We start from the raw sequence: 25,354 nt of genomic DNA on the forward strand, positions 1-25,354 counted from the left end.
TCTAATTTTAAAAGATCACAATATTATCAATACTTTCTGTATGAACAGATTTATTACCCGGTTAATATTCCTTAATGCCCTATTACTTGGAACGATGGTGTCGGTGGCTCAGACAAATACAGTGGAATTCGGCCAGAATCGGGTGCAGTTTAAGAATTTTAAGTGGAGGTTCTACCAAAGTCGGCATTTCAATACCTATTTCAGCCAGAACGGCCTGGAGCTAGGCAAGTATGTAGCCCAGGTAGCGGAAAAGGAATTACCCCAGTTGGAACAGTTCATGGAAACCAACCCCAGACAGCGTATTAATATTGTGGTATACAATAGTTATGGGGAGATGAAGCAATCCAATATCGGTATAGGTGTTGAATGGCAGAATACCGGCGGCGTGACCAAGCTGGTTGGTAACAAGATGATCGTATATTTTGACGGGAACCACGAAAACCTGCGCCGGCAGGTACGCCAGGGTATCGCCAGGATCATGCTGGAAACGCTGCTCTTCGGTGAAGATATCGGCGAATTTGCAGGAAACGCGGCCCTGATCGATTTCCCTAAGTGGTTTACAGACGGCTTTATTGCCTATGCAGCAGAAAACTGGACAGCCAAACAGGATGAAGAGCTGAAACTGATCATCATGCAGGGCAAGTACAGTAACTTCAACCAGCTGGCTTACGACCATAGCCTATTGGCCGGTAATGCCTTCTGGTATTACGTAGAAAGTAAATACGGTAAAGACGCAGTTCCTTACCTGATGTATATCACCCGCATCAACAGGGGTCTTAAAAAAGGCTTCGAACAGGTACTTAACCTGACGCCTAAACAGGCAACAAAAGATTTCTTTGTATTCTACCAGAAAAGGTTCCAGGAAGATAACAGGAGAAGGAAAACTTCGGCCAAAGGCCGTACTATCGTAGCCCAGGAGATCACTCCGAAGGCCGATTACTACCGTTTCAACCCTAACCCGAAGAATAATTCATATGCTGTAGTACAGTTTAGGAAAGGCGTATACAGGGTACAGATACAACTGGGCTGGAACAAACCAAAAGTATTGCTGCGCAGCGGCGTTATGCAGCTGGCCAACCAGGTAGACCCTAACTACCCTCAAATGGCCTGGAACAATAAAGGCAACCGCCTGGCAGTGGTTTATGAACATGAAGGCAAAACCAAGTTAATGGTTTACGACCTGGTGACACGTACCACGTTAAGACAGGACCTGCCACAGTTCGACAGGGTGATCGATTTCAAATACATGCCTGTGATGGAAAATACCTTGCTGCTCTCTGCAGTGCGGAACGGGCATACCGATATTTTCACCTATAATATCAGCAATTCCAAAACAGACCAGATCACCAACGATGTGTACGACGACCTGGATCCTTCCTTTGCAGCCTTCCCCGGCAAGAGCGGCATCATCTACTCTTCCAACCGGCCAGGCCCTAAAGGCAGGGGTAGCGACACTTCGCTCCTGAACAACCGTTTCAATATCTTCATGGTTGATAACTGGAACAAAAGCGCAGACAAACAGATCACGCAATTAACAGACCTGGCCTATGGTAACGCCAGGCTGCCGATGCAATACAACAATACCCACTTCACCTTTGTATCCGATGCCAACGGTATCCGTAACCGTTATGCCGGCTTCTTTAAATCGCAGGCGGAAGGGGTAGATTCCTTATTCTATATAGGTTCCGAAATATTGCATAACCCGGATAAAGAAGAGCTGGACTCTACGCTGGCGGCTTATGGCACTACTGCTCCCGATTCAGTGGAAGCGGTTACCATCACAAAAGATTCTACCTACAGCTTCCCTATCTCCAACTACCCTTATGGTATCCAGGAATCAAGGGTTACAGGCGAAAAAGGAGAAGTATCGGAAGTGGTACAGTATGCTGATATCAAACGCCTGATGAAGCTGAAAGTAGATACTGTTACGCTGAAGAAGAGGAATATCACTGCGCGGCCTACCAATTTCAGGAAGCAGCAGATGCATGCAGACAGTATCAGGATGGGATTACCTACCTATATGGCGCCAGCAGTGAAAGATACCACGCCGCATACGAATTTCTTCCAGAACGAATTTGCAAATGAACCGGCAGATACTTCCGCTAAGAATACAACCGGTCAGCCAATGCTGGCAAACGAAGCGCCGCTCTTCGAGCAAAAGAAGGACGACAACCAGGTGCTGAAAAAATCGAAGCTCCTGCCTTACAAATTCAAGTTTGCATCCGATTACCTGATACTGCAGCTGGATAACTCGATCCTGATCAACAGGTACCAGCCGTTCACTGGCCAGCCTACAGCGCCTATCAGGTTAGCCGACCCGGTAAATGGACTGATTCGTATAGGCGTTAGCGATCTGTTCGAAGATCTGAAGTTCAACGGAGGTTTCCGTATACCTTCTTCCCTGCAGGGTTCAGAATACTTCTTCACAGCTAACTACCTGAAAAAACGTTTCGATTATAAGTTCACTTACTACAGGAAAGTAGATAAGAATGGCGGGTTCAATTTCATTGATACAACAGGCGGTTCTGCTTCAACCATCTATGCGCCGGCCAAATTCATTACTAATATTTACCAGCTGGAAGCGCGCTATCCGTTCGACCAGGTCAGAAGCATCCGCTTATCCGGAGGGTTGAGAACAGACAGGCTTGTTGTACAAAGCACCGACAAGATCCCGCTCAGCTTCCCTAACCTGACAGAAAAATATGCGTTGCTGCGCCTGGAATATGTATACGATAATACCATCAATCCTGCCATCAACATATGGAACGGAACAAGGTATAAGATATATGGAGATATGAATGCCCAGCTGACCAACAACGGGTTAAATGAGCTGTTCAATGGTCCTAATACCGCCGCAGGCCAGGGTAGATTCACTTATAGCATGGGAGTGGATATCCGCCACTATGAAAAGATCTACCGCAACTTTATCTGGGCAACACGCTTTGCGCTGGATATGTCGTGGGGTACCCGCAAGCTGCTCTACTATTTAGGGGGTGTCGACAACTGGCTGAATCCTCAGATCAATACCAACAACCAGGTAGATATGAGCCAGAACTATGCATTCCAGACGCTCAGCGAAAACCTGAGAGGATATAAACAGAATGCGAGAAATGGTAATAACGTGATGTTATTGAACACCGAATTACGTTTGCCGGTATTCGCAACATTCATCGACAAGCCTATTAACTCAGCCTTCCTCCGCAACTTCCAGGTTACCTCGTTTATGGATATAGGAACCGCCTGGACCAGGAAGTTATCGTTTAAGGATGCTAACTACGCCGTTTATTCCAACTCGAATAACCCGGACAACGCTACCGTAGTTACGCGCATCAAAGAAGGATTCCTCGGACCATTTGTAGGCGGTTACGGCTTCGGCGCCCGTACAACCATTGCAGGCTACTTCCTGAGAGTAGATGCAGGCTGGCCGGCAGTTGCGTTCTTCAGGGGAAGCCCTATCTGGTACTTTGCGATGGGCGTCGATTTCTAGTTGCACGCAGCGAGGTTTCACGCAGAGGGGCATAAGAAGCAAAGAAGCATAAGATATATTTTTTAAGAAAAAAAGAAAGCAAAGAAGTAGGATCATAACAATCTTCTTCTTTGCTTTCTTTTTTTTCGCTTTGGTCAAAATCCTTATGCTTCTTTGCTTCTTATGCCCCTCTGCGTGAACCCTCGCTGCGTGAAACAACTACCATGGGGTACATCAGGCAGAGAAATACGCTCATACAGCATATAAATGCCCAGGCGCTGCGGTGTTCTACCGGGTAGAGGAATATGTTTTTCACTTCCCCCAATAACGAGAATGGGTCCCTGATCACATCCCAGCTGTTATAACGCAGGTATCTGCCGATATAGACGCCGAGGGAACAGAGGAACATTACCGGGAGAGTAAATAACCAGGCAGGCCAGCTGGAATGCCGGTTGCGCCACATATGCTCCATGCTGCGGATAGAGAGGTATCCTAATACCATCCCGTTCCAGGCGAACGAAAAGATCAGGAAGAGATCGTACCAGACGGGTACGCCGCCGTCAAATAAGTGGAAGAGGTCGGTGACAATATAGGGGGCGTTGGGAATAAATAATAACCATACAATAAAACAAGCGTACCAGCCATACCTGTTCTCCATCAGTTGCGGACGCTTTTCCATCCAGCTGGTGATTGCAAACGGAATATAAGCAAGGAACAGGTTCCAGGTCAATGTGGCACGCAACCAGGTGCCTGTATGGATGATCCGGAAAACGAGCAGTCCTATTCCGAATAGCACAGAAGCCAACAACATAAAATGGTATGGCGATTTACTTATTTCCTGTTTTACTTTCTCAACGGTTCTTTTCCACAGCATATGGTTATTTATTTGATATTAACTGAAGATGTAAGGAATAAATATGACAGCCCCAATAATCGCAGCAGCCAATGCCGCCATTAATACCGCTCCTGCGGCCAGGTCCTTGATCACCTTTACGGAAGGATGATAATCAGGGCTAAGATGATCCATTGTTTTTTCTACGGCAGTATTTAACATTTCTGTTGCCCAAACACCCCCGATTGCCAATACAATAAACAACCATTCCGACCTGGTGATCTTATACCAGCAACCGAAGAGGATCACCACTATAGTTGCCAATAAATGAATTAACGCATGCGGTTCGCTTTTAACAAAAGATATAATACCTGAGATGGCATAACCAAAGCTTGCTCTTCGCTTGCTGAGATAAGAACGCACCATGTGATTGTTTATTGATGAATAATGTTTTTATCGTTGGTTCTGGCGCCTAACTGTTGCCAGTTGATCTTTGTACTCACATACATTACAATGGCAAGTATGATGAAAAGACCCAGGCTACCCATCAGCAACGCCTGGTCATCGGCGCTGATCACCACGTAAATGAAACTGTACAGCAAGGCCAACGCTCCTCCGATCAGCAGGGCGATCCGCCTGCTTTTAAATGCAGCAGCCGTATATACAACAATCAGTCCGATTGTCAGGGCGCTGGCGATAATATACGCTAACATAAAGTTAATTTGTTCTGAGATAGAAATAAGTAAAGTATAGAAAACACATAAGGCTAACCCTATCAGGGCGTATTGCAGTGGATGAAGAGGCCGGCGCTGACTTAATTCGATAAAATAGAAGATAAGGAAAGTTAACCCAATGATAAGAATGGCATATTTTACTGAGCGGCTCGACATCTGGTAAACTTCCGTAGGCATAAAGAGCTTCACCCCGAAATCCGATGCATGGGCATTGAATTTATCGCCTATCCACGCCTGGGGGAAACTCCTGTTCAGGTGCTGCACCTCCCAGGTTGCTGCAAATCCTTTTTCATCTATTCTTCGTGTGGCAGGAGGAAACGCCTCGTCGAAAGAGGGGTTTGTCCAGTTGGCATTCAAAGCCACGCTGGTGCTTTTGCCCAGGGGAGAAAAACTAAGGCTTTCAGAACCCCTCAGTTTAAGATCGAATACGAATTCGCCGTTCATGGAGGCAGTGTCCTTAGGGTTAATAGGGAACGCTGTCTGGATGCTGCTGCTGAAAGCTCCTTCAGGCAGGCTGTTTGGATTGAACTGCAATTGTTTTCCTTTCCAGTTCAATACCACCTGGTTGCCAATGCCATTCAGATCTGTTAATTCAATTAATAATAGTGCATTTTGCCAATCCAGGGCGGAAGGAGGGACAGAAAGACTTTGAATGGCGTCGGCGCTGAAACTGCCGCTTAGCTGGAGCTTTGCATTGTAGACCGGCACGGAGAAGATGCCCCGGCGCAGCTTTTCAGACAGCAGTTCCCCGTTTATTTTAAGCTTATCGGGCAGTATATAGGCATATGTAGTTTTCCTGCTTTCTCCCAGGTAGGGAATGGCAATTACAGGTCCGGTTACCACCTGGGCTTTCCCCCAGCTATTTGATATCTGGTCAGTGACCTCAGATTGCCTGTTATGCCGTTCGTTGATCAGGCCATTTACCATAACAGTTGGTATCAGCAGGATAAGTACCAGGAAGAAAATGATAAATGCCTTGATAGCATATCCATAACGTTCAAAAAAAGAAACGGGGGCTTGTGTTGAAGGTTCCATAATTATGAATTTAAAAGTGCTTTGTATTTCAAAGTGTAAAAACAAAAAAAATTAACGGGTGAATTTGATCATATGTTCCAGGGCCGCCAGGTGCCCTTTAAAGGCTTTTTCTCCGGCAGGCGTGATGGCATAAGTGGTATTGGTCTTTCTGCCAATAAACCCCTTATGTACCTTGAGATAACCATTTTCTTCCAGGGTGTTGAGATGCGAGGCCAGATTGCCATCGGTAACCTCCAGCATCTGTTTTAGATCATTAAAGTTCACCTCTTCATTCACCATCAGGATACTCATCACACCTAGTCGGATCCGGCTCTCAAATATCTTGTTTAAATTTCCTATCGGGTTCATGATATAAATTAAAGCGTCAGTTTTCGTTCATACTTCCACCACATTAAAATTCCGTAGACAATGTGTAACACCCCGAAACCAATGGCCCAAAAATACAGGCCTTTACGCAAAAAGAAAAGGTTGATCAGTCCAACAACAATTTCACACAGCCCTAAATACCGCACATCAGACAACGTATATTTACTGGCGTTAATCAATGCCAGGCCATAGAATATCAGGGAAGTAGGAGCTACCAGTACGTCTGCATGATTATAGATCAGGCCTGCAATAAAGAAACCTCCTGTTACCAATGGTATCAAAATATTTATCAGCAGTTTCCGGGCGCTCATATCCCATACGGATACCTGCATTTTTCTCACCCTTCTCAGGGTGAAAAAGGCGCCTGATCCCAACGCTGCCAGCAACACGCAAAGACCCAATATCACCAGGTTCAGCTTCAGATTCCTGAAATCAGCTTCGTCATAGCCTCCCCGCAGGTTGTACCTGACATAGTAGGCGTCGAAGATCAACTTGGCTATAAAAGCCCCGGCCAGGCCGCAAATACCTGCAGCAACACCACTTAAACCGCTTAAGGAGATGAAACGGCTGCTGCGTTCCATCATACGTTTAATGTCTGTAATCGTCTGCAAATGTTGTTGGTCAGTCATAATAAAAAGCACTTTGCACTACAAAGCTAAAATAAAAAGTCAAATTTCAAAATATAATTTTTCTTTATAACAGCGTTTGATACCCGGAACGAACACAAAGAATCGGATAAATACTATAATATTGTTGAAGATTATGGCTGCCTGGAAAAGAATATTAGCATTACTTATCGGTATTAGCGTTTGGAGTCAGTGCGTCAAAGCACAGCAATATAAGATCAGTGGGATTGTTAGAGATGCTCATTCCCAGGAAATCATCCCCTTCGCTACCCTTCAATTTGTTCATACCCAAACAGGTATGGTAAGCAATGCCGAAGGCAAGTATTTATTCGAACTGAATGTTATCCCGTCCGATTCCATACTGGTGCGGGTAATGGGATATAACATCCTTGTATTGCCGGTCAATAAAACGCTGAAAGAGCAAACCATCAATTTTGATGTGTCAAGGAGCGACGTTTCCCTTAAAGTCCACGAAATCAAAGCCAATGTAAACTGGGGCCTTATCTTGCTCAGGCAGATCGTCAAACACAAACCCGAAAATAATTACAACAGGCTAGATAACTATAAGTACGAAATTTACAATAAGCTGGAACTGGACATGAAGAACCTGAATAAGGAGAAGTTAGGTAAGAACCGCTTTACCAAACCTTTTGCCTTTATTCTCGACAATATCGACAGTACATCAGAAGACAAACCCTTTCTTCCCATCTTCCTTACTGAAACACTTTCCGACTATTATTTCCAGTCAAGCCCCCGCAAAACCAAGGAAATTATTAAAGCCGCCCGAACGTCCGGTATTGATAACGAAAGCGTTACAAAGTTCCTGGGAGGAATGTACCAGAATATCAACATCTACGACAACTTCATCCCGGTATTCGACAAACAGTTTGTAAGTCCTATTCATCATAACGGAGGTTTGTATTATGATTACTCGATCGCCGATACGCAGTACATCAGCGGACAAAGGTTCATCAAACTAAACTTTACGCCTAAACGAAAAGGAGAAAATACCTTCATCGGAGACATCTGGGTACACGATACAACCTACGCGGTTTATAAAACCACCCTTTCTGTACCTAAAGACGCGAATATCAACTTCGTGCATCGTATCAGCCTGGTGCAGGAATTCAGGCAACTGCCCGACAGTACCTGGTTCCTCTTTAAAGATAAATTCGTTGCCGATTTCTGGGCGCCAAGCCCCAGGCCCGGTAAAACCTTCGACTTCATTGGCCGCAAAACAACCACCTACGATAATGTGATCACAAATGACACCGCCGCTACCAATATCTTCAGCGACCGGCGATATCCCGAAAACATCGTAGTGCTGGACAGCGCGCGTATCAGGAAAGAATCTTTCTGGGCAGATAACCGGCCGGAAGACCTCAGCAAAAACGAGATAGGCATTTACAAAATGGTAGATACACTACAAAAAATGCCGTTGTTCAAGACTTACAGCAATACCATCCGCTTCCTTGCTACCGGCTATAAACCTCTGGGCCCAATAGAGTGGGGGCCGTATTACTACCTCTTCTCCCAAAACCGCCTGGAAGGTTTCCGCCTGCGGTTAGACCTTGGTACCACGCCGCAATTCAATAAAAATCTTTACCTCTATGGCTACCTGGCCTATGGATTCAAAGACCAGGTCTATAAAGGTAAAATGTCGGCGCTCTGGCTGCTGAAACGGCATCCGCGCACCTACCTGTATGCAGCCTATACAAGAGACCTGGATAACGGTACACATTACTATGATGAAGTAGGAACAGATAACATCTTTACTTTAGCGATCCGCAAAGGCGGCGTACCACAGAAGTTCCTGATGGTAGATGAAAAACGCTTTGAGTTCTTTAAAGAATACTATAGCGGCTTTTCTCACCAGGTATCGCTGATCCATAAGCGGATCAGGCCATTTGAACCATTGCCTACGGCTGTTTTCTATCCAAAAGCCGACAACGGCCGGGACCCGCTCACTACCACGGAAGTGGAACTCCGTATCCGTTATGCATTCCAGGAAAAATTCCTGGAAGGAAACTATTACCGCATCAGCCTTGGGAGCAAGTACCCGATCGCGGAACTCAAACTGGCTGCAGGTATTCCCAGCATCCTGCAAAGCGGGCAAAAATACCAGCGTGTTAACCTGAGTATTTCCGATTACTTTAAACTGCCGCCATTCGGCTCTTTTTATTACAACGTGTTTGGAGGAAAGATCTTTGGTACCGTTCCCTACACTTCCCTGGAAGTGCATCCCGGTAACGAAATCTACTACTACAATAAATACGCATTCAACATGATGAACCGCTTTGAGTTCATCAGCGATCAATACGCCGGTTTCAACGTAGAACATACGATCGGCAATGGCTTATTTGGCTACATTCCCCTGATTAAAAAACTGAAATGGCGGCAGTTCTGGACTGCAAAAGGAGTAATTGGCTCTTTGTCTAAAGAAAACAAAGCGCTGAACCTCAATAATGGTTACCCATTCAAAACACTGGAAGGAAACCCTTACCTGGAGCTGGGTACAGGGGTAGAGAATATCTTCAAATTCCTGCGTGTAGACTTCATCTGGCGTGTAACGCCTGACCAATATCCGAACGAACCAGCCAATAAGAAGTTTGGCGTGTTCGGCAGCTTCAAACTGCAGTTCTAATTACTTATGCTTCTTTGCTTCTTTTGCCGCTTTGCGAGCAACCCTCGAGTATAACTTCGCATGCCTGTTGTATCTCTTCAGGTGTAATGATCAATGGAGGTACGATCCGCATACATTCCGCCGCAAACAGGAACCAATCTGTAATTACGCCTTTGCTGATACAATAGTCGATCACTTTTTTATTCACTTCGAAGCTCTCAAATTCTACGGCGATCATCAATCCCAGTGAACGAACCGCTTTGATAAGCGGATGTTTGAGCTGCTGCAGGAATAACTGTTCTTTTTCCTTTACAGTGCTGATCAGGTCAGATTCCAGCAATGCCTCAAAGGCAGCAAGGCCAGCGGCGCAGTTAACCGGATGCCCGCCAAATGTAGTGATATGCCCCAGTACAGGCTGGTGAGTGATAGACCACATGATCTCGCGGCTGGATATGAAAGCGCCCATTGGCATACCGCCGCCCAGCGCTTTACCAAGCAAAAGTATGTCGGGTACGATATCGAACTGCTGAAAAGCCCAGAGGGAGCCATTCCTGCCAAATCCGCACTGGATCTCGTCCAGTATCAACAATGCGCCGGTAGCGGTACAACGCTCTCTCAAAGCGTGTAGCCATTCGCGTTGTGGCACATTTACACCGCCTTCTGCCTGTACGCTTTCCGCTATTACTGCGGCGGTAGCAGAGGTAATAGTATCGAGCGATTCAAAGTCATTATAGGTTAATCTCCTTATTCCCGGTAGTAACGGGCGATACGCATTTCTCCAGTATTCATCTCCCAGTATGCTCAGCGCACCCTGTGTAGAACCATGATAGCTGCGGTTAAAGCAGGCTATTTCAGTTCTGCCGGTAAATCGTTTGGCCAGCTTCATCGCTCCTTCCACTGCTTCCGCACCTGAATTGGTAAAATATACACAGTTAAGATTTTCGGGAAGATGTTGGGTAAGCCTTGTTGCATAAGCCACCTGGGGCGATTGCACAAATTCGCCATACACCAGCAGGTGCATGTATTTCTGCGATTGTTCCTGTATAGCCTTCACCACCGCGGGATGACAATGCCCAAGATTGCAGACGCTGATGCCGGCGATAAGATCCAGGTATCTTTTGTCGTTCACATCCCACATATACATTCCTTCCGCTCTCACAATTTCCAATGCCAGCGGTGCATCGGAAGTTTGTGCCACATGCTGTAAAAAGAGTTGCCTGTTATTCATATCACTTTAATATAAGCTGCGAAGTTAGAAAACAACTGCTAATTAGTAATTGTTATATTTGTGATAATCACTTAAACAATTTATTATGGCGCATATTATCACTCTCAATGGTAAAACTCCTGAAATTCCTGAAGGCTGCTACATTGCACCCAATGCAACAATAGTAGGCGATGTGGTAGCGGGCAAGGGATGCACGTTCTGGTTCAATGCTGTAGTACGCGGCGATGTGAACAGCATCAAGTTAGGAGATAATGTAAATGTACAGGACGGAGCCGTGATCCACTGTACCTACCAGAAAACGAAAACTATTGTGGGTAATAATGTTTCCATAGGCCATAACGCTATTTTGCATGGCTGTACAGTGGAAGATAACGTATTGATCGGTATGGGCGCCATCGTGATGGATAACGCGAAGATCGACAGCAACAGCATCATTGCTGCGGGCGCGGTGGTATTAAGCGGCACCCATGTTGAAGCAGGTACCGTATATGCAGGCGTGCCAGCCAAGAAGGTAAAAGACATCGACATGGAGCTGATCAAAGGAGAGATCAACCGTATTTCCAAAAACTACCTTATGTACGCTTCCTGGTACGAAGAACACGCCACTGAAACAGAAGAATCCAAATAATACATATTTGAAAAAATAGCTATATTGCAGATAAATACCCTCCTATGAAAAGAGTGATTTATCTGCTTTTAGCTGGCAGTATCCTGTGTACCTCCTGTTCTTCTCAAAAAACGGGCTGTCCTGCCTCCAATTATTACACGAAGGACATTAAGCAACAAAACCGTAAAGCGGGCAAACAAATGCGTCTGTTCTAAACCCCCGTTTTATGCGTAGAATCGTTGCCGTACTCCTCCTGCTGCTGGTAATTTCGTCGTGCCGTACCCAGAAAAAAGGGTGTCCTCAGCCCCGGCGCAACTGGGGCGCCGAAAAAGTGCTGGATGAATTAAGTAAACCTAAACGTTAGTATGTTTCTTCTTCTATAGAATCGAGGATCGTAGCATAACTGACATACCTGTCGGGATCAATGATCCCTTCTTCCACTGCGTCTTTGACCGCGCATCCCGGTTCATTGAGATGCAGGCAGTTATTGAACTGGCATTGGGTAATGAAAGGCTGCATTTCCAGGAAATAATGGGAAAGTTCAGTTTTAGGGATATCTACTATCCCGAATTCCCTGACCCCGGGCGTATCTATCAGGCGGCCGCCAAATGGCAGGTCGTGCATTTCGGCGAAGGTAGTGGTATGCAATCCTTTCCCGCTCCAGCCGCTTACAGCTTTTGTTTTCAGCTCCAGCCCCGGCATGAGGGCGTTTATCAGGGAAGATTTCCCCACTCCGGAGTGGCCAGACATAAGGGTAGTCTTATCTTTCAGCAATTCGGTCACTTCGTCTATCCCGTCGCCGTTCTTAGCGGAAACCAATAATACTTTATAACCGATCCCTGTATACAGGGCTTCAATTGCCTCGAATTTCTCCAATTCCTTATCCCTGTAAATATCTTTCTTGTTGAACACCAGGATAACGGGAATATGGTAGGCTGCGGCAGTAACCAGGAACCTGTCTATAAACCCTTGCGAGGTCCTTGGTTCCTTAACGGTACACACCAGTACCGCCTGGTCGAGATTAGCCGCTACAATGTGTTTTTTGTTCTTGCCATGAGGGGAGGCCCGCACAATATAGTTTGTACGTGGCAGGATATCGGTGATCATGGCATTCTTTGCATTTGCATCGCTATCATCTGCCTCAATAGCGATCTGATCACCAACCGCTATCGGGTTAGTGGAGGTAATATCATCATTCTTCTTGAAGATACCTTTCATCCTGGCCTGGAAGGTTTCTCCATCAGCTGTTTTAACTGTGTACCAGCTGCCCGTTGATTTATATACTGTTGCTTGCAAATGCGCTGAATTTAGACCCCAAATATAAGGAGGGTTTCACGCAAAGACGCCAAGGAAGCAAAGAACGCAAAGGATTTTTTTAAGAAAAATTAAGATTATTAAGGATATATTAAGAAAGTAAAGGGAAAGAGGATCATGCTATACAACATAATCTTCTTTCCCTTTGCTTTCTTATTTCACTTAAAAAATTTCTTTGCGTTCTTTGCTTCCTTGGCGTCTTTGCGTGAACCCTATGGTAAGCTTTTGAAGAGGGTGTATCGCAGTACTACCTCCAGCAGGATACAAGCCAGGGCGATCATTGCCAGGATAAAGAAATGTTCGGCGAAGCGTTTGTAAGAAGTGATCTCCACTTTGGTTTTCTCCAGCTGGTCAATTTCATTGTAGATGCTTTTCAGGTCGTTGGTATTGGTAGCCCGGAAATATTTACCGCCGGTTTCCTTGGAGATCTTTTTCATCAGCGGCTCGTCTATCTGCACATCCTGCATTACGGTTTGCACGCTTCCGTCGGCCATTGGCATGGGGAACGGCGCTTTTCCGATGGTTCCTACCCCAATGGTATATACCCTTATCTTAAAGGCTTTTGCGATTTCAAGAGCGGTTAAAGGGTCTACCAGGCCGGTATTGTTAACCCCGTCTGTTAAGAGGATGATCACTTTACTTTTTGCGTGGCTGTTCCTCAGGCGGTCTACAGAGGTGGCAAGTCCCATACCGATGGCTGTTCCATCCTGCAACATACCGCTTTTCACCTGCATGATCTGGTTTTTCAGCACGGCATGGTCAGTGGTAATAGGGCATTGGGTAAAACTTTCTCCGGAGAACACCACCAGGCCGATACGGTCGCTGATCCTTTTATCAACGAAATCGGCTGCCACACGTTTGGCCGCTTCCAGCCTGTTAGGCTGCAGGTCTTCTGCCAGCATACTTCCCGAAATATCTACTGCCAGCACAATGTCAATTCCTTCACTGTCGATACTTTCAGAGGTATTGGAAGTCTGGGGGCGAGCCAGGGCTACGATCAGCGCACTGATCGCCAATAAACGCAGTACCAGCAGTATAGGTCTGAACCTCACTTTCCAGGAAACAGGCAAGCCTTTGAGACCTTCTACAGAAGATACCATCATAATGGCCTGCTTCTTCTTTCTCCCGGCAAAATACCAGTAAATAAGCACTGGTACCAGCAACAGAAGCCATAAGAAAGCCGGATAAGCAAATTCGATATTTTTCCAGGTAAGCAGCTCCATTCTTTCTTAATTAATGATTTTCGCTTTTAGTCTCCTGGGCCGGTTCCACTTTTGGAGGGCGGGTCCATTCCAGGATCTCTTCCGCTTTCTTCATGCAATCTTCGTGTTCGTCGGGTGTTGGCTGCAGTTTGGCGAATTTGGCCAGGTCGGCTATTGCCAGTAAGCTGCGCAGCTTATCCCGTTGCTGATTCAGTTTGGTGATCGGTTTTATGTTATTCAGCAGTTCCTCACTTGTCAGTTCCAGTGCGGCGATACCAAACTGGTTCTCGAAGTAGGTACGAAGAATGTCTGTCAGGCGTGTATAATATTGTTTGACATCTCCCTGTTGCCACAGCTTCTCTTCTTTCAGCGCTTTCAGGTTATGAACAGCCAGTTCATACGGGGAGATGGTTGGTACGTTCACTACCGGCGCTTTCTTAGGCTTGCGGCGGAAGAACCAGATCAATCCTCCTATCAGCAGCACAAGACCGGCGCCTATAGCCAGGTAGATCCAGTAGTCCCAGATATTCCAGGGTACCGATTGCACTGTTTTAATAGGTTTGAATGCTTTGGTAGTATCTACTGCTACCGTATTCACATCGATCCCGATAGGCTGGGTGAAAGCCGAATCCGGCGTTCCGGAGGCGTCTACCACTTCAAAACGTACAGGGGGGAAGGTCCAGTGGCCGGAATCGAAGCTGGTAAGCGTATAGGTCTGGTGCAGCAGGTGCCGGGTTCCATCCTGTACCGTATCAATAGCTGAACGGTTAACCACTTCGAAATGGTCGAGTGAATCAGGTATTACAGGAAAGGCAACTTTAAAATTTGCATTGCTGATCTGAGCTGGAGTTAACGTAGCGGTCAGTTGCAGTTTTATCTGCTCACCAATCCGGATACTGTTGGTATCTGTTTGCGCAATAACGGAGATCTGCTGGGCCAGCAGTCCGAATGGCAACATCATTACCAGTAAGCAGGATAAAAATATACGTTTGATAGCTTGTCGGTTATCCATGTTAAATCTGCTCTCCTTTTATGCTCTGTTCAGGAAAAATGTCTGTAATGCCTTCACATAGTCTTCATCTGTACGAATGCTCATCAGCTCTGCACCGCTTTTCATAAAAGCATTTCTGCAGTATTGGGAATGCTGAAGGAACTGTTGTTCGTAGTGCTGGCGTACCTTTTTATCGGTTGTATCGATCCATTGGGCAGCGCCTGTTTCTGCATCGGCTACCTGTATCAGACCTACTGCAGGCAGTTCTTTATCCCGCTGGTCGTATACCTGTATTCCTACCACGTCGTGCCTGCGGGCAGCTATGTTCAGAGCTTCCTGGTAGTTTCCTGAAAGAAAATCGCTTAACATAAAAACAATGCTTCTTTTTTTGGTAGCATTGTTAAAGAAGCGGAGTGTTTCTTTGATATTGGTTCCTTTTCGTTTAGGCGTAAATGAGAGTAATTCCCGGATGATGAAAAGGATATGGGATTTACCCTTTTTAGGAGGAATATATTTCTCCATTCCATCGCTAAAAAAGATCACGCCTACTTTATCATTGTTGTTAATGGCAGAAAAAGCCAGTACAGCGCAGAGTTCGGTGATCAGGGCGCGTTTATCCTGTTTCTTTGTTCCGAAGGAAGAGCTTTCGCTGACATCAACCAGCAGCATCACTGTCAATTCTCTTTCTTCTTCAAACACTTTAACGAAGGGATGGTTAAAACGTGCAGTAACATTCCAATCGATCGACCGCACATCGTCGCCGAAGTGGTAGTCTCTTACTTCGCTGAACGACATACCACGACCTTTGAAGGCGCTATGGTATTCGCCTGCAAAAATGTGATTGGTAAGACCTTTGGTCTTTATTTCGATCTGTCTTACCTTTTTTAATATATCAGCTGTATCCACCAGGAAAAAAATTAAGAGTGATCAATCGTTTGTTACGGCAATGCTTAAGGCACTTCTACGGTGTTCAGGATTTCGCTCAGGATGTTTTCGCTGGTTACGTTCTCTGCTTCTGCTTCATAGGTCAGGCCAACACGGTGACGCATTACGTCGAAACAGATGTTGCGAACGTCTTCTGGGATCACATATCCTCTGCGTTTCATGAAAGCGTAGGCTTTGGCAGCCCAGGCCAGGTTGATACTGGCTCTTGGCGAACCGCCGTAGGCGATCAATGGTTTTAACTTGTTAAGTTTATACTCTTCCGGGTGCCGGGTAGCAAAAACGATATCGAGGATATATTTTTCGATCTTTTCATCCATGTATACTTCCCGTACCAGTTTCCTTGCCTCCAGGATATCTCCTGGCTGGATAACCGGGCGGATAGCGGTGTTCATATCCGGGTTCAGGTTCTGACGGATGATCAGTTTTTCTTCTTCCTTGGTAGGGTAGCCGATCACGATCTTGAGCATAAAACGGTCTACCTGCGCTTCAGGAAGCATATAGGTACCTTCCTGTTCTATCGGGTTCTGGGTAGCCAGTACCAGGAAAGGTTCGTCTAGTTTGAAGGTAGTATCGCCAATGGTGATCTGGCGTTCCTGCATGGCTTCCAGCAGGGCGCTTTGCACTTTGGCAGGGGCACGGTTAATTTCATCTGCCAGGATAAAGTTGGCGAAGATAGGACCACGACGAACTACAAACTCATTTTTCTGCTGGTTGTAGATCATGGTACCTATTACGTCGGCCGGCAACAGGTCGGGAGTGAACTGGATACGGCTGAATTTAGCGTTGATGGCAGAAGAAAGGGATTTGATAGATAATGTTTTTGCAAGCCCGGGAACCCCTTCCAGCAATACGTGGCCTTGCGCCAGCAAACCGATCAGGAGCCTTTCGACCATATAACGTTGACCAACGATCACTTTACCTAATTCCATATTGAGCAGGTCCACAAACGCACTCGCCTGATGGATCTTCTCATTTAACTGACGAATATCGGTAGATGTATTTTCCATGCTATTAATTTTTCAGGATTGCTAAAATAAACATTCTCTTGTCAATTAAAACTTATTACTATGTGAATGTGCCGTTAAAATGCTGTTAAACTTGCGCCTGTGGCTCATTTCTGTAAATTTAGCCTTTCATGACGCTGTCTAAATTAATAAAGCCGGGGATATTTATATAATAAATTTCCTATAATGTACCTTTGCGCTGAAGCAGCAATTTGATCACCTAATAAACATTTAGCATGGAAGACTTTGAGCAGCGGTGGAAACCAATTGAACAAATGCTGGCTGAAAGGTTTGGAAAAACTCCGAATATGGAAGCCATCCTGTTCCTCATTGGCGTTAATGAGTTAAACAATCTGACAAAAAAGAAATATACGAAAGAACAAAAGCAGGACCTTATGCACGTTGCCGTATGTACGTTATTGAGCCGCAGCGGGTATTATGAGCTGGAAGGTTACGATAAAGACGGCTGGCCTCATTTCCGGGAACTGCAGCCTGTTCCGAAGTTGGGAATGGAAGAACAGGAACGTTTCCTGAAAGAGCATATAATTGATTATTTTACGGATCATGACGCTTAAAGCCTATATATGAAAAGACTGCTACTCCTTTTTACCCTGCTGTTAACGGTTCTATTTACAGACGCCAAGAACAGGAAGATCAGGATCTCTACCCCCTATGGCGTAATGATCATCAAATTATACGACCAGACGCCCAAGCACCGCGATAACTTCATCAAACTGACCAGGCGTCATTTTTATGACAGTACCCTTTTTCACCGGGTGATCCGGAACTTTATGATACAGGGAGGGGACCCTGATTCCAAACACGCTGCAAAAGGCGCGTTGCTGGGAGAAGGAGATGTAGGCTATACGATACCGGCCGAGTTCCAGCTGGATCTTTTCCATCGCAAGGGAGCCCTTGCCGCAGCCAGGGATAATCGCCCGGATAAGGCCTCTTCCGGTTGCCAGTTCTATATCGTACAGGGTAAAATGTTTACAGATGCTCAACTGGATACATTGGAGCGAACAAGGCTGGGAGGCAGGAAAATACCGGTAGACCAGCGGGAGATCTATAAAACCATCGGAGGCGCCCCGCACCTGGATCAGAGCTATACGGTATTTGGACAGGTTATCAAAGGGATGGAGGTGATCGATAAGATAGCGGCTGTGCAAACAGATAAGAACAACAGGCCGGTCACCGATGTACCAATGAAGATCAGGCTTATAAGGAAATGGCTGTTCTTTTAGTATTTTTATAAATTGAACCAATCTCCGTATTTTTACGGCTCAAAATCAAACTTGATATGAATTTTCCATCCAATCTGCGTTACACAAAGGATCACGAATGGGTTTTATTAGAAGGTAACACTGCCACTATCGGCATTACTGAATTTGCTCAACGCGAATTGGGCGATATCGTTTTTGTTGATATTCCTTCCCTGAACAAACAAGTAAATGCTGAAGAGGTATTTGGCACTGTAGAAGCAGTTAAAACTGTGTCTGACCTGTTTATGCCTGTTACCGGTACAGTTATAGAAATAAATCCTGAACTGGAAGGCTCTCCGGAGCTGGTAAACCAGGAACCTTATGGCGACGGATGGATGGTTAAAGTAACTGTAAATAACCCTGCCGACGTAGATGCTTTGCTGGACGCAGCTGCATACCAGGCGCTGGTAGGCGAATAAACTGATATTCACATCTTTCAAATAAAGGACAACAGGCACACCTGTTGTCCTTTTTATTGCTGTTTTGTTTAACTTGGCGCGCATATGAAAAAAGCATTGTATTATTTGCCTACCGTTATATGGATATCAGTAGTAACAACTCTATGCCTGATGCCGGGAGATGATGTACCTTCCAGTTCGTTCCTGGAGAAGATCCATTTCGATAAGATCGTTCATTTCGGAATGTTTGCGGGCGTTGTATTCCTGACCGGATGGGGAATTTTTAAACATAGGAAACATATATCGGGTACTACACTGATAGCTTTAGTGGTGTTTGCCGCCAGCTTCGGACTTGCAATTGAATTCATCCAGAAATACTGGGCAATAGGCAGGAGCTTCGATCTTTTCGACCTACTGGCAGATTCGCTGGGCGCTGTCTTCGGCGCAGGCTTCCTCAGGTTATTTATAAACTGGTGGTTCAAACCCCGTTCCGCCGGGAAATAAAAATCCCCCCTGTAATCAGGGGGGACGGTATATCTGCTTATGAGAAATAAGTGTATTCTATTATGAATATCTTTTACTGTTGACCAGCTTCTTTCTTCGCTTCTTCTTTCATCTTTTCATTAGCAAAGATTGAGAACTCGCAACGACGGTTAAGTGCACGGTTTGCATCTGAATCGTTAGGCACTTTAGGTTGTGATTTACCATACCAGAAGCCCTGGATACGGTTAGCAGCAATACCTTGCGCCTGCAGGTAAGCAATTACGCTCTTGGTTCTTCTTTCAGAAAGACCCATGTTGTAAGCGTCTGTACCTCTGTCATCTGTGTGACCTTCTACCCTTACATAAGTATCAGGGTATTTGTTCAGGATCTGTGCCAGCTGCCTGATGTTTTCCTGCGCAACAGGAGAAAGATCTGACTTGTCGAATCCGAATAATACGCCAGCATCAAAAGTTACGTTGATACCTTCACCCACACGTTCTACGGATGCATTAGGTATCTCGGTTTTGATCTCCTGGGCTTGTTTATCCATTTTTTTACCGATCAAAGCACCACCAGCACCGCCAATCGCAGCACCAATGATTGCGCCTAAAGCTGTATTACCAGCAACTTTACCGATAACAGCTCCGGCAGCAGCACCGCCTCCTACACCAATTGCAGCTCCTTTCTTCGTATTGTCCATGCTCTGCCAGGTTTTACAGCTAAATAACATGGTTACTGACAAGACCATTGCTACCAGAACATTGAGTTTTTTCATCGTAATAATTTTAAACATGAAGGTTTTTTAAGAATTAATTCTGTCGTCAAAATTAACCTGAAAATTGCAAAACAAATATTCTGCCAATTTGTTTAACATTTCCTAAACAATTGATTTAAAGACAACAGGAGAGTGCATAAATACGTAATGTATCCTTATATATTAAGGATTTATATCTACGTAATTTGTAATTCCAATCAACCGAACAGGTTCTTTAACACGCCTCCCAACCCTTCTTCCAAACCGCCTTTCGCATTACCTTCCTGTTGCTGTTTAGCGCCATTGGATAATAAACTGGTCAGGTCATCAAGGTTCACTTTACCATCGCCGTTCTTGTCCAAACCTCCTGATAAACCTCCCAGGATCCCCTGCAGGTTAATACCGCTTGCAGCGCCGCCGGTCAGGGAATTTAAAATACCATCGAGGCTAAACTGGTTATTGGAAGGATCGTTTGTTTTATGCACCAATGAGCCTAAAACAGTAGGGATAAGGGAAGCAGTGATTTGTTGGGCAACTCCTTTATCCAAATGGAACTTCTCCAATAAAGTACCTAAGAAGTTATTGGAAATGTTGCTGACAACACCATTGGAGGCGGCAGTGTCATTACCATTAAACAACGCCAGCACCTCTGATGCCTGGCCGTTGGCAAGGGCTTGCTGCAAACCGCCTGTGATAGAGGTAGCAGCCGCGCCAACAATTGCTTCATTTTGTGAATTAGGGACAGCCTCGTTGTTAACGACGGTTGTTTGTGCGTGTTCCCGAACGAGATCGAGTAATTGATCTAACATAACAGATTTGTTTTGTTTCATACAAAGAAACAAAGAAAGCGAAGAAGCATACGATTTTTTTCTAATTGAACTAATTGTTAATTCTTCAATCAGAAAAACCTATGCATCTTCGCTTTTCTACGCTTGCCGCGAACTATTATCTTAGCTTCCCTGCTTCAGTTTTTCGGCATTTTCCGCAAACTGCAGGGCAGATATCATTTCTTTAATATCGCCATTCATAAAGGCGTCCATATTGTAGATGGTCATACCGATACGGTGATCGGTTACCCTACCCTGGGGATAGTTGTAGGTGCGGATCTTGGCCGACCTGTCGCCGGTTGATACGAGGCTTTTACGCTGACTTGCGATCGCATCTTCGTGTTTGCGAACCGCCGCTTCATAAATACGGGTACGCAGCATCTTCATAGCAATCTCCCTGTTCGAGTGCTGGCTTCGGCCTTCCTGGCACTCAACCACCACGCCCGTTGGAATATGCGTTAAACGAACAGCCGATTCAGTTTTGTTAACGTGCTGTCCACCCGCGCCGGAAGAACGGAAAGTATCCATTTTGATATCAGCTTCGCGGATATCTACATCCACTTCCTCTGCTTCCGGTAGTACCGCTACTGTTGCCGCAGATGTATGCACCCTTCCGGATGCTTCGGTAGCCGGAACACGCTGTACGCGGTGTACGCCGGATTCAAATTTCAGCGTTCCGTATACATCATCTCCGCTTATTTCCAGTACAATCTCTTTATATCCGCCCACAGAACCGGGATTCTCGCTCAGCAGGGAGGTAGACCAACCCTGCAACTCGCAGAACCGGAGATACATACGGAAAAGGTCGCCGGCAAACAAACTTGCCTCGTCGCCCCCTGTTCCAGCCCTGATCTCCAGGATCGCGTTCTTCTCATCCTGCGGATCTTTAGGGATCAGCAGGTTACGGATCTCTTCTTCCTGAGCCGCCTTCTGTTCCTGTAATGTTTCAGTTTCAGCTTTTGCCAGTTCGCGCATCTCCTCATCTCCACTGTCCAATACTTCCCTGTTAAAGGCAATATTGTCCAGGGTATTGCGATAGGCGTTATAGGCCTTCACTATCTTTTCCAGCTGCCGGTATTCCTTACTCAGCTGGCCAAATTTCTTGTTATCACTAACCACTTCCGGGTTAGTTAAAGCCAGTGATACCTGCTCGAAACGACCTTTTATAGCTTCCAGTTTGTCTATCATAATTATATTTGACTTTTGAGTTACTTCCAATAACCGGGAAAGTGACACAGTCAATTGGGTTGCAAAATTAACATCATTCACGTAAATTAAACAGCAGGAGATTGAAACAGATCAAATTAAAAGGAAAAGATATATTTAACGGCACTCAATTCCTGGGGTCAGAAAACGTCTTAATTGCAGACCAGACGGGCCTGATACTGGATATAGTTCCAACTGCCAAAGCCGGAGATGATGTACAGGAAGTAGACGGAATTCTTTGCCCGGGATTCATAAATACCCATTGTCACCTCGAATTATCCCATATGAAAGGGGTTATTCCCGAACATACCGGCCTTCCCGCCTTCCTTACCCAGGTTATGCAATCCCGGAACCTGGCAGCCAATAACCCGCTGGTGATAGATAAAGCAGAACAAAGCATGTGGGAAGAAGGGATTTCGGCAGTGGGGGATATCTGCAATACTACTGATACCCTGGTAAAAAAGCAGCAGGACAGAATGTATTATCATTCCTTTATCGAATGCATGGGGGTTGCGGATGCAGCTGCCAGTCAACGCTACGAATACAGTATAGGGGTTTTAAACTCCTTCCGGGAAATTTCCGGTCCTTTCAACCAATGCAGCATCGTACCTCATGCCCCTTATTCTGTAAGCCGCTCCCTGTTCCATCTGCTGGCGGCAACTCCCAACAATACGCCGGTTACCATTCATAACCAGGAAACGGCCGCCGAGAATGAATTGTACCAGGAAAAAACAGGAGCATTCATCGATTTTTACCACCATTTTAAAATGGATGCCAGCGCCTTCCAGCCTTCGCAAACAAACAGCCTGGAAGCCTATCTTCCATTCTTCCAACAACAAAAGATCATCCTTGTACATAATACCTTTACTTCGGAGGCAGACGTAAAGTTTGCCCAACAGCAACCGGAGCTCCTCTATTGGTGCCTTTGCCCCAATGCCAACCTCTATATAGAAAACAGGTTGCCGGATATCCCGATGTTGCGGAAATTAAACTGTAATATTACGCTCGGAACTGATAGCCTGGCTTCTAATCACCAGTTATCCATCTGGGAAGAAATCAGTACTGTTCGTCGCCATTTCCCGGAAATACCACTGGAGGAAGTTCTGCAATGGGCTACCTCTAACGGCGCTAAAGCACTTGGAATACAAGATAACTATGGCACTTTCAAAGTCGGTACCCGCCCGGGGATCGTTTTAATCAATCAACATAGCAAAAGGATTATTTAACCACAACAATGAAAGAATTTCTTAACACCGTGATATTGGATAACCCCGTAAGGGATTATCTGATGCTGATTGGCGTACTGTTATTTGTATCATTCATCAAACGATATGTTTCCAAAAGCTTTGCAGCCATACTTTTCAGGCTGGTGAGACATTGGTCGCCCCAACTGGACGAAAAGGACTTTGTCAACCTTTTGCTTCGCCCGCTCGAGTACTTCCTGTTGCTCGTCACTTTCATGGTGACAATAGACAAGTTCACTTTCCCCCAGGCGCTCAATGTATACGTTTATAACCGGATCAAACTGCAGGATGTTACCAACACCTTGCTCAGCCTGGCCCTGAGCATGAGCATTATCTGGATCATGCTGCGGCTGATCGATTTTATTGCTTTGGTACTTCAGCATAAAGCCGACCTGACAGAAGACAAAACCGATAATCAATTCGTGGTCTTCTTCCGGGATTTCTTCAAAGCTATTATACTGATACTGGGCGCCATCGCATTTATCCGTATCCTGTTCGGGAACGGCCTGGTAGAAAAGATCGTAGCCGGCTTAGGTATCGGCGCTGCAGCCCTTGCATTGGCAGCCAAGGAAAGCATAGAGAACCTGATCGGCTCCTTCATTATTTTCTTCGACAAACCGTTTCGTGTAGGCGACACTGTGAAGGTCGACAGTTTCCAGGGAACAGTGGAAAAGATAGGACTTCGCAGCACCCGGCTCCGCACCCTGGAGAAAACATTTGTAACTGTACCTAACAAGAAGATGGTAGACAGCATCCTTGATAATCTATCGCTCCGTACGCAGCAACGAGTGGCATTGCGGCTGGAGCTGGGTACTGACGCTCCTTCGGAAAAGGTATACTCCCTGTTGCAGGATATAAGGCAGTTGCTGAAAAACAACCCGGATATATTAGACAACTACGTGGTTAACCTGAATGATTTCACCAAGGATACTTATGTGATCCAGATCGTGTTCAATACTTACCTGGTAGACGGGCTCCAGTATGCAGCGCTGAGAGAAACGGTGAACCTGGCGGTGATACGATTACTGGAAGAGAAAGAGCTGAAGCTGCCTTCCACAGTCACAAATGTCACTGTTAACAATAACGAGAATAACGAGGGATAAGAAATAAAAGAAAATGCCTGCCAGCCGGCAGGCATTTATAGAAACATTGGGTCAATATAAGAATTAATTCTCTTTGGTGTCTTTGTCTTTCTTGCTGCTGTTAAGCAGGATGCGGCAAAGATCAGCTTCTACAGATTCTTTAGGTGTACCAACGATACGGCCTTCTTCTTTACCGTCTTTGAACACAATGATCGTAGGCAGTTTTTTCACTTTATAATCTACAGGCGCATCTGTCTGTAATTTCTGGTCAGCGGCAAACATTACGATCTGTTCATCAGGGCTGCCGCCGGTGATCATCACTTTATATAATGCAGGAACAACGTTTTTGCTGGCATCGTCCCAGGTCCCCATCACCACAACCATGTTAAAGTTGCTACGGTTGCTTTTGATGTAGTTGAGCATATTTTCATTAGGCTGGTAATCATTTACCCCTTTATAGAACCAGGTAGTAGATGGATCGTTCATGAGGGTCTTCATGTCTATCTTGCCTTTGATTGTCTTTTCATTCTGTGCCCATACCAGGGTTGAGCATAAGAGGCTACCACCCAGGAGTAAAGTTTTTAAACGCATAATGATATTTTTATAATTGATCTTTCAATTCGGAAAGAAATCCCCGCACTTTAAGCAAAGCTTGTACCATTTCGAAGTTTCGGGCAGCTAATTTATGATCTTCTTTCAACTTTTGCTTAGCGCCTTCAATGGTATATTTTCTTTCACGAAGTAAGTGATAGATGACTTTGAGGTAATGAATATCTTCCTGCCTGAAAAGCCTGTCGCCTTTCCTGTTCTTTTTAGGCTGAAGAATATCAAATTCGTTTTCCCAATACCTTATCAGGGAAGTATTCACTTTAAACATAGCGGCTACTTCACTAATAGAGTAATATTGTTTATCTAGTATTATTTTATCCAACTCCATAATCAGATCCGGGTCATCAGCAAATTCTTTCAGCGATTTTCGCCCACGTTTTTTACCTGGGACGGAAGATGTTTCGATAGCAGCTTTAGGGCTGCCTGCTTTTACTTTAACATTTGGAATTGCTACCGCAGCTTCCGTTAGATGCGGTATTCCAGGTGTCGAGAAAAGGTCTAGCTGGTGCATCGAAG

General features: G+C 45.4%; 27 protein-coding genes. 10 read left to right on the top strand and 17 right to left on the bottom strand.

Translation table 11 applies throughout. The features are described 5' to 3' along the window. Positions 1-40 precede the first annotated feature (40 nt). The gene (locus BLV62_RS20750; protein WP_225889663.1) at positions 41-3,487 is read left to right on the top strand and encodes a TolB-like translocation protein; all 3,447 of its coding nucleotides are present in this window, start codon (positions 41-43) and stop codon (positions 3,485-3,487) included. Positions 3,488-3,647: 160 nt separating this feature from the next. Here BLV62_RS20750 and BLV62_RS20755 read toward each other — a convergent pair whose 3' ends face one another. The 6 genes from BLV62_RS20755 to BLV62_RS28835 all read right to left on the bottom strand — a co-directional run bounded on the left by BLV62_RS20755 (position 3,648) and on the right by BLV62_RS28835 (position 7,345). Next, on the bottom strand, positions 3,648-4,340 hold the full coding sequence (locus tag BLV62_RS20755; protein ID WP_089763900.1) for a DUF1361 domain-containing protein: 693 nt from the start codon (positions 4,338-4,340) through the stop codon (positions 3,648-3,650). Positions 4,341-4,358: 18 nt separating this feature from the next. Continuing rightward, on the bottom strand, positions 4,359-4,724 hold the full coding sequence (locus tag BLV62_RS20760; protein WP_089763902.1) for a diacylglycerol kinase family protein: 366 nt from the start codon (positions 4,722-4,724) through the stop codon (positions 4,359-4,361). Between the two features lie 8 nt (positions 4,725-4,732). Beyond that, positions 4,733-6,067 carry a cell envelope integrity protein CreD gene (gene creD, locus BLV62_RS20765; protein WP_089763904.1) on the bottom strand — a complete coding sequence of 445 codons (1,335 nt, stop codon included), beginning with the start codon at positions 6,065-6,067 and terminating at the stop codon, positions 4,733-4,735. A gap of 51 nt (positions 6,068-6,118) precedes the next feature. Next, on the bottom strand, positions 6,119-6,415 hold the full coding sequence (locus BLV62_RS20770) for a winged helix-turn-helix domain-containing protein (RefSeq protein ID WP_089763906.1): 297 nt from the start codon (positions 6,413-6,415) through the stop codon (positions 6,119-6,121). 8 nt (positions 6,416-6,423) lie between these two features. Further along, on the bottom strand, positions 6,424-7,062 hold the full coding sequence (locus BLV62_RS20775) for a hypothetical protein (protein WP_089763908.1): 639 nt from the start codon (positions 7,060-7,062) through the stop codon (positions 6,424-6,426). Positions 7,063-7,222: 160 nt separating this feature from the next. Beyond that, positions 7,223-7,345, bottom strand: coding sequence for a hypothetical protein (locus BLV62_RS28835; RefSeq protein WP_258522445.1), 123 nt, complete (start codon positions 7,343-7,345; stop codon positions 7,223-7,225). On the opposite strand from BLV62_RS28835, the gene BLV62_RS20780 reads away from it, so the two are divergent. Further along, positions 7,316-9,703: a DUF5686 and carboxypeptidase regulatory-like domain-containing protein gene (locus BLV62_RS20780; RefSeq protein WP_258522444.1), complete on the top strand. Its 2,388-nt coding sequence runs from the start codon at positions 7,316-7,318 to the stop codon at positions 9,701-9,703. The two genes, BLV62_RS28835 and BLV62_RS20780, sit on opposite strands and share 30 nt — an antisense overlap. 4 nt (positions 9,704-9,707) lie before the next feature. Here the strand turns inward: BLV62_RS20780 and BLV62_RS20785 are convergent, their stop codons facing one another. Then, positions 9,708-10,910: an aspartate aminotransferase family protein gene (locus tag BLV62_RS20785; protein ID WP_089763912.1), complete on the bottom strand. Its 1,203-nt coding sequence runs from the start codon at positions 10,908-10,910 to the stop codon at positions 9,708-9,710. Between the two features lie 85 nt (positions 10,911-10,995). Here BLV62_RS20785 and BLV62_RS20790 point away from each other — a divergent pair, with 85 nt between their 5' ends. Beyond that, positions 10,996-11,538: a gamma carbonic anhydrase family protein gene (locus BLV62_RS20790; RefSeq protein WP_089763915.1), complete on the top strand. Its 543-nt coding sequence runs from the start codon at positions 10,996-10,998 to the stop codon at positions 11,536-11,538. A 205-nt stretch (positions 11,539-11,743) separates the two neighbouring features. After that, positions 11,744-11,881 (top strand): hypothetical protein, encoded by a 138-nt coding sequence (locus tag BLV62_RS28385; RefSeq protein ID WP_168927940.1) that lies wholly within the window; start codon positions 11,744-11,746, stop codon positions 11,879-11,881. Here BLV62_RS28385 and rsgA read toward each other — a convergent pair. The 5 genes from rsgA to BLV62_RS20815 form a co-directional block, all read right to left on the bottom strand. Then, a complete protein-coding gene (gene rsgA / locus BLV62_RS20795; RefSeq protein ID WP_089763918.1) occupies positions 11,878-12,813 on the bottom strand; it encodes a ribosome small subunit-dependent GTPase A in 936 nt (311 codons plus the stop codon). The genes BLV62_RS28385 and rsgA overlap by 4 nt on opposite strands. A 230-nt stretch (positions 12,814-13,043) precedes the next feature. After that, complete coding sequence (locus BLV62_RS20800) at positions 13,044-14,054, bottom strand: vWA domain-containing protein (protein WP_089763920.1); 1,011 nt, start codon at positions 14,052-14,054, stop codon at positions 13,044-13,046. Between the two features lie 10 nt (positions 14,055-14,064). After that, positions 14,065-15,045, bottom strand: a complete 981-nt coding sequence (locus BLV62_RS20805; protein WP_089763922.1) for a flagellar basal body-associated FliL family protein — start codon at positions 15,043-15,045, stop codon at positions 14,065-14,067. Positions 15,046-15,063: 18 nt separating this feature from the next. Next, positions 15,064-15,930, bottom strand: a complete 867-nt coding sequence (locus tag BLV62_RS20810) for a DUF58 domain-containing protein (RefSeq protein ID WP_211117904.1) — start codon at positions 15,928-15,930, stop codon at positions 15,064-15,066. 44 nt (positions 15,931-15,974) lie between these two features. Beyond that, a complete protein-coding gene (locus tag BLV62_RS20815) occupies positions 15,975-16,976 on the bottom strand; it encodes an AAA family ATPase (RefSeq protein ID WP_089763927.1) in 1,002 nt (333 codons plus the stop codon). Positions 16,977-17,209: 233 nt separating this feature from the next. Here BLV62_RS20815 and BLV62_RS20820 point away from each other — a divergent pair, with 233 nt between their 5' ends. From BLV62_RS20820 to BLV62_RS20835, 4 genes are all read left to right on the top strand, one after another. After that, positions 17,210-17,548 (top strand): hypothetical protein, encoded by a 339-nt coding sequence (locus BLV62_RS20820; RefSeq protein ID WP_089763929.1) that lies wholly within the window; start codon positions 17,210-17,212, stop codon positions 17,546-17,548. A 9-nt stretch (positions 17,549-17,557) separates the two neighbouring features. Continuing rightward, the gene (locus tag BLV62_RS20825) at positions 17,558-18,217 is read left to right on the top strand and encodes a peptidylprolyl isomerase (RefSeq protein WP_089763931.1); all 660 of its coding nucleotides are present in this window, start codon (positions 17,558-17,560) and stop codon (positions 18,215-18,217) included. Between the two features lie 56 nt (positions 18,218-18,273). Continuing rightward, on the top strand, positions 18,274-18,654 hold the full coding sequence (gene gcvH / locus BLV62_RS20830) for a glycine cleavage system protein GcvH (protein WP_089763933.1): 381 nt from the start codon (positions 18,274-18,276) through the stop codon (positions 18,652-18,654). Between the two features lie 84 nt (positions 18,655-18,738). Beyond that, positions 18,739-19,137: a VanZ family protein gene (locus BLV62_RS20835; protein WP_089763935.1), complete on the top strand. Its 399-nt coding sequence runs from the start codon at positions 18,739-18,741 to the stop codon at positions 19,135-19,137. Between the two features lie 73 nt (positions 19,138-19,210). On the opposite strand, the gene BLV62_RS20840 is transcribed toward BLV62_RS20835, so the two are convergent. The 3 genes from BLV62_RS20840 to prfA form a co-directional block, all read right to left on the bottom strand. Beyond that, positions 19,211-19,891, bottom strand: coding sequence for an OmpA family protein (locus tag BLV62_RS20840; protein WP_089764047.1), 681 nt, complete (start codon positions 19,889-19,891; stop codon positions 19,211-19,213). Between the two features lie 197 nt (positions 19,892-20,088). After that, a complete protein-coding gene (locus BLV62_RS20845; RefSeq protein WP_139170328.1) occupies positions 20,089-20,679 on the bottom strand; it encodes a hypothetical protein in 591 nt (196 codons plus the stop codon). A 141-nt stretch (positions 20,680-20,820) separates the two neighbouring features. After that, positions 20,821-21,885, bottom strand: coding sequence for a peptide chain release factor 1 (prfA, locus tag BLV62_RS20850; RefSeq protein ID WP_089764049.1), 1,065 nt, complete (start codon positions 21,883-21,885; stop codon positions 20,821-20,823). Positions 21,886-21,986: 101 nt separating this feature from the next. Here prfA and BLV62_RS20855 point away from each other — a divergent pair, with 101 nt between their 5' ends. Further along, the gene (locus tag BLV62_RS20855) at positions 21,987-23,129 is read left to right on the top strand and encodes an amidohydrolase family protein (RefSeq protein ID WP_089763938.1); all 1,143 of its coding nucleotides are present in this window, start codon (positions 21,987-21,989) and stop codon (positions 23,127-23,129) included. An 8-nt stretch (positions 23,130-23,137) separates the two neighbouring features. Beyond that, entirely contained in the window at positions 23,138-24,250 is a 1,113-nt protein-coding gene (locus tag BLV62_RS20860) for a mechanosensitive ion channel family protein (protein WP_089763940.1), read from the top strand. A 63-nt stretch (positions 24,251-24,313) separates the two neighbouring features. Here the strand turns inward: BLV62_RS20860 and BLV62_RS20865 are convergent, their stop codons facing one another. Then, positions 24,314-24,820, bottom strand: coding sequence for a thioredoxin domain-containing protein (locus BLV62_RS20865; RefSeq protein WP_089763942.1), 507 nt, complete (start codon positions 24,818-24,820; stop codon positions 24,314-24,316). 10 nt (positions 24,821-24,830) lie between these two features. After that, on the bottom strand, positions 24,831-25,349 hold the full coding sequence (locus BLV62_RS28840) for a MerR family transcriptional regulator (protein ID WP_225889662.1): 519 nt from the start codon (positions 25,347-25,349) through the stop codon (positions 24,831-24,833). Positions 25,350-25,354 lie beyond the last annotated feature (5 nt).

Source organism: Chitinophaga terrae (ex Kim and Jung 2007) (genome assembly GCF_900107795.1).
Lineage (GTDB): Bacteria > Bacteroidota > Bacteroidia > Chitinophagales > Chitinophagaceae > Chitinophaga > Chitinophaga terrae.

Excerpts from the sequence above, each read along its gene's own strand:
- BLV62_RS20755 (WP_089763900.1), bottom strand. The coding sequence starts at position 4,340 with ATGCTGTGGAAAAGAACCGTTGAGAAAGTAAAACAGGAAATAAGTAAA.
- BLV62_RS20750 (WP_225889663.1), top strand. The coding sequence starts at position 41 with ATGAACAGATTTATTACCCGGTTAATATTCCTTAATGCCCTATTACTT.
- BLV62_RS20770 (WP_089763906.1), bottom strand. The coding sequence starts at position 6,415 with ATGAACCCGATAGGAAATTTAAACAAGATATTTGAGAGCCGGATCCGA.
- BLV62_RS20865 (WP_089763942.1), bottom strand. The coding sequence starts at position 24,820 with ATGCGTTTAAAAACTTTACTCCTGGGTGGTAGCCTCTTATGCTCAACC.
- BLV62_RS20835 (WP_089763935.1), top strand. The coding sequence starts at position 18,739 with ATGAAAAAAGCATTGTATTATTTGCCTACCGTTATATGGATATCAGTA.
- BLV62_RS20785 (WP_089763912.1), bottom strand. The coding sequence starts at position 10,910 with ATGAATAACAGGCAACTCTTTTTACAGCATGTGGCACAAACTTCCGAT.
- prfA (WP_089764049.1), bottom strand. The coding sequence starts at position 21,885 with ATGATAGACAAACTGGAAGCTATAAAAGGTCGTTTCGAGCAGGTATCA.
- BLV62_RS20805 (WP_089763922.1), bottom strand. The coding sequence starts at position 15,045 with ATGGATAACCGACAAGCTATCAAACGTATATTTTTATCCTGCTTACTG.
- BLV62_RS20860 (WP_089763940.1), top strand. The coding sequence starts at position 23,138 with ATGAAAGAATTTCTTAACACCGTGATATTGGATAACCCCGTAAGGGAT.
- BLV62_RS20825 (WP_089763931.1), top strand. The coding sequence starts at position 17,558 with ATGAAAAGACTGCTACTCCTTTTTACCCTGCTGTTAACGGTTCTATTT.
- creD (WP_089763904.1), bottom strand. The coding sequence starts at position 6,067 with ATGGAACCTTCAACACAAGCCCCCGTTTCTTTTTTTGAACGTTATGGA.
- BLV62_RS28835 (WP_258522445.1), bottom strand. The coding sequence starts at position 7,345 with ATGAACAAATTGAAGGGTAGCGAAGGGGATGATTTCCTGGGAATGAGC.
- BLV62_RS28385 (WP_168927940.1), top strand. The coding sequence starts at position 11,744 with ATGCGTAGAATCGTTGCCGTACTCCTCCTGCTGCTGGTAATTTCGTCG.
- BLV62_RS20845 (WP_139170328.1), bottom strand. The coding sequence starts at position 20,679 with ATGTTAGATCAATTACTCGATCTCGTTCGGGAACACGCACAAACAACC.
- BLV62_RS28840 (WP_225889662.1), bottom strand. The coding sequence starts at position 25,349 with ATGCACCAGCTAGACCTTTTCTCGACACCTGGAATACCGCATCTAACG.
- BLV62_RS20775 (WP_089763908.1), bottom strand. The coding sequence starts at position 7,062 with ATGACTGACCAACAACATTTGCAGACGATTACAGACATTAAACGTATG.
- BLV62_RS20760 (WP_089763902.1), bottom strand. The coding sequence starts at position 4,724 with ATGGTGCGTTCTTATCTCAGCAAGCGAAGAGCAAGCTTTGGTTATGCC.
- BLV62_RS20840 (WP_089764047.1), bottom strand. The coding sequence starts at position 19,891 with ATGAAAAAACTCAATGTTCTGGTAGCAATGGTCTTGTCAGTAACCATG.
- BLV62_RS20800 (WP_089763920.1), bottom strand. The coding sequence starts at position 14,054 with ATGGAGCTGCTTACCTGGAAAAATATCGAATTTGCTTATCCGGCTTTC.
- gcvH (WP_089763933.1), top strand. The coding sequence starts at position 18,274 with ATGAATTTTCCATCCAATCTGCGTTACACAAAGGATCACGAATGGGTT.
- BLV62_RS20815 (WP_089763927.1), bottom strand. The coding sequence starts at position 16,976 with ATGGAAAATACATCTACCGATATTCGTCAGTTAAATGAGAAGATCCAT.
- BLV62_RS20790 (WP_089763915.1), top strand. The coding sequence starts at position 10,996 with ATGGCGCATATTATCACTCTCAATGGTAAAACTCCTGAAATTCCTGAA.
- BLV62_RS20820 (WP_089763929.1), top strand. The coding sequence starts at position 17,210 with ATGGAAGACTTTGAGCAGCGGTGGAAACCAATTGAACAAATGCTGGCT.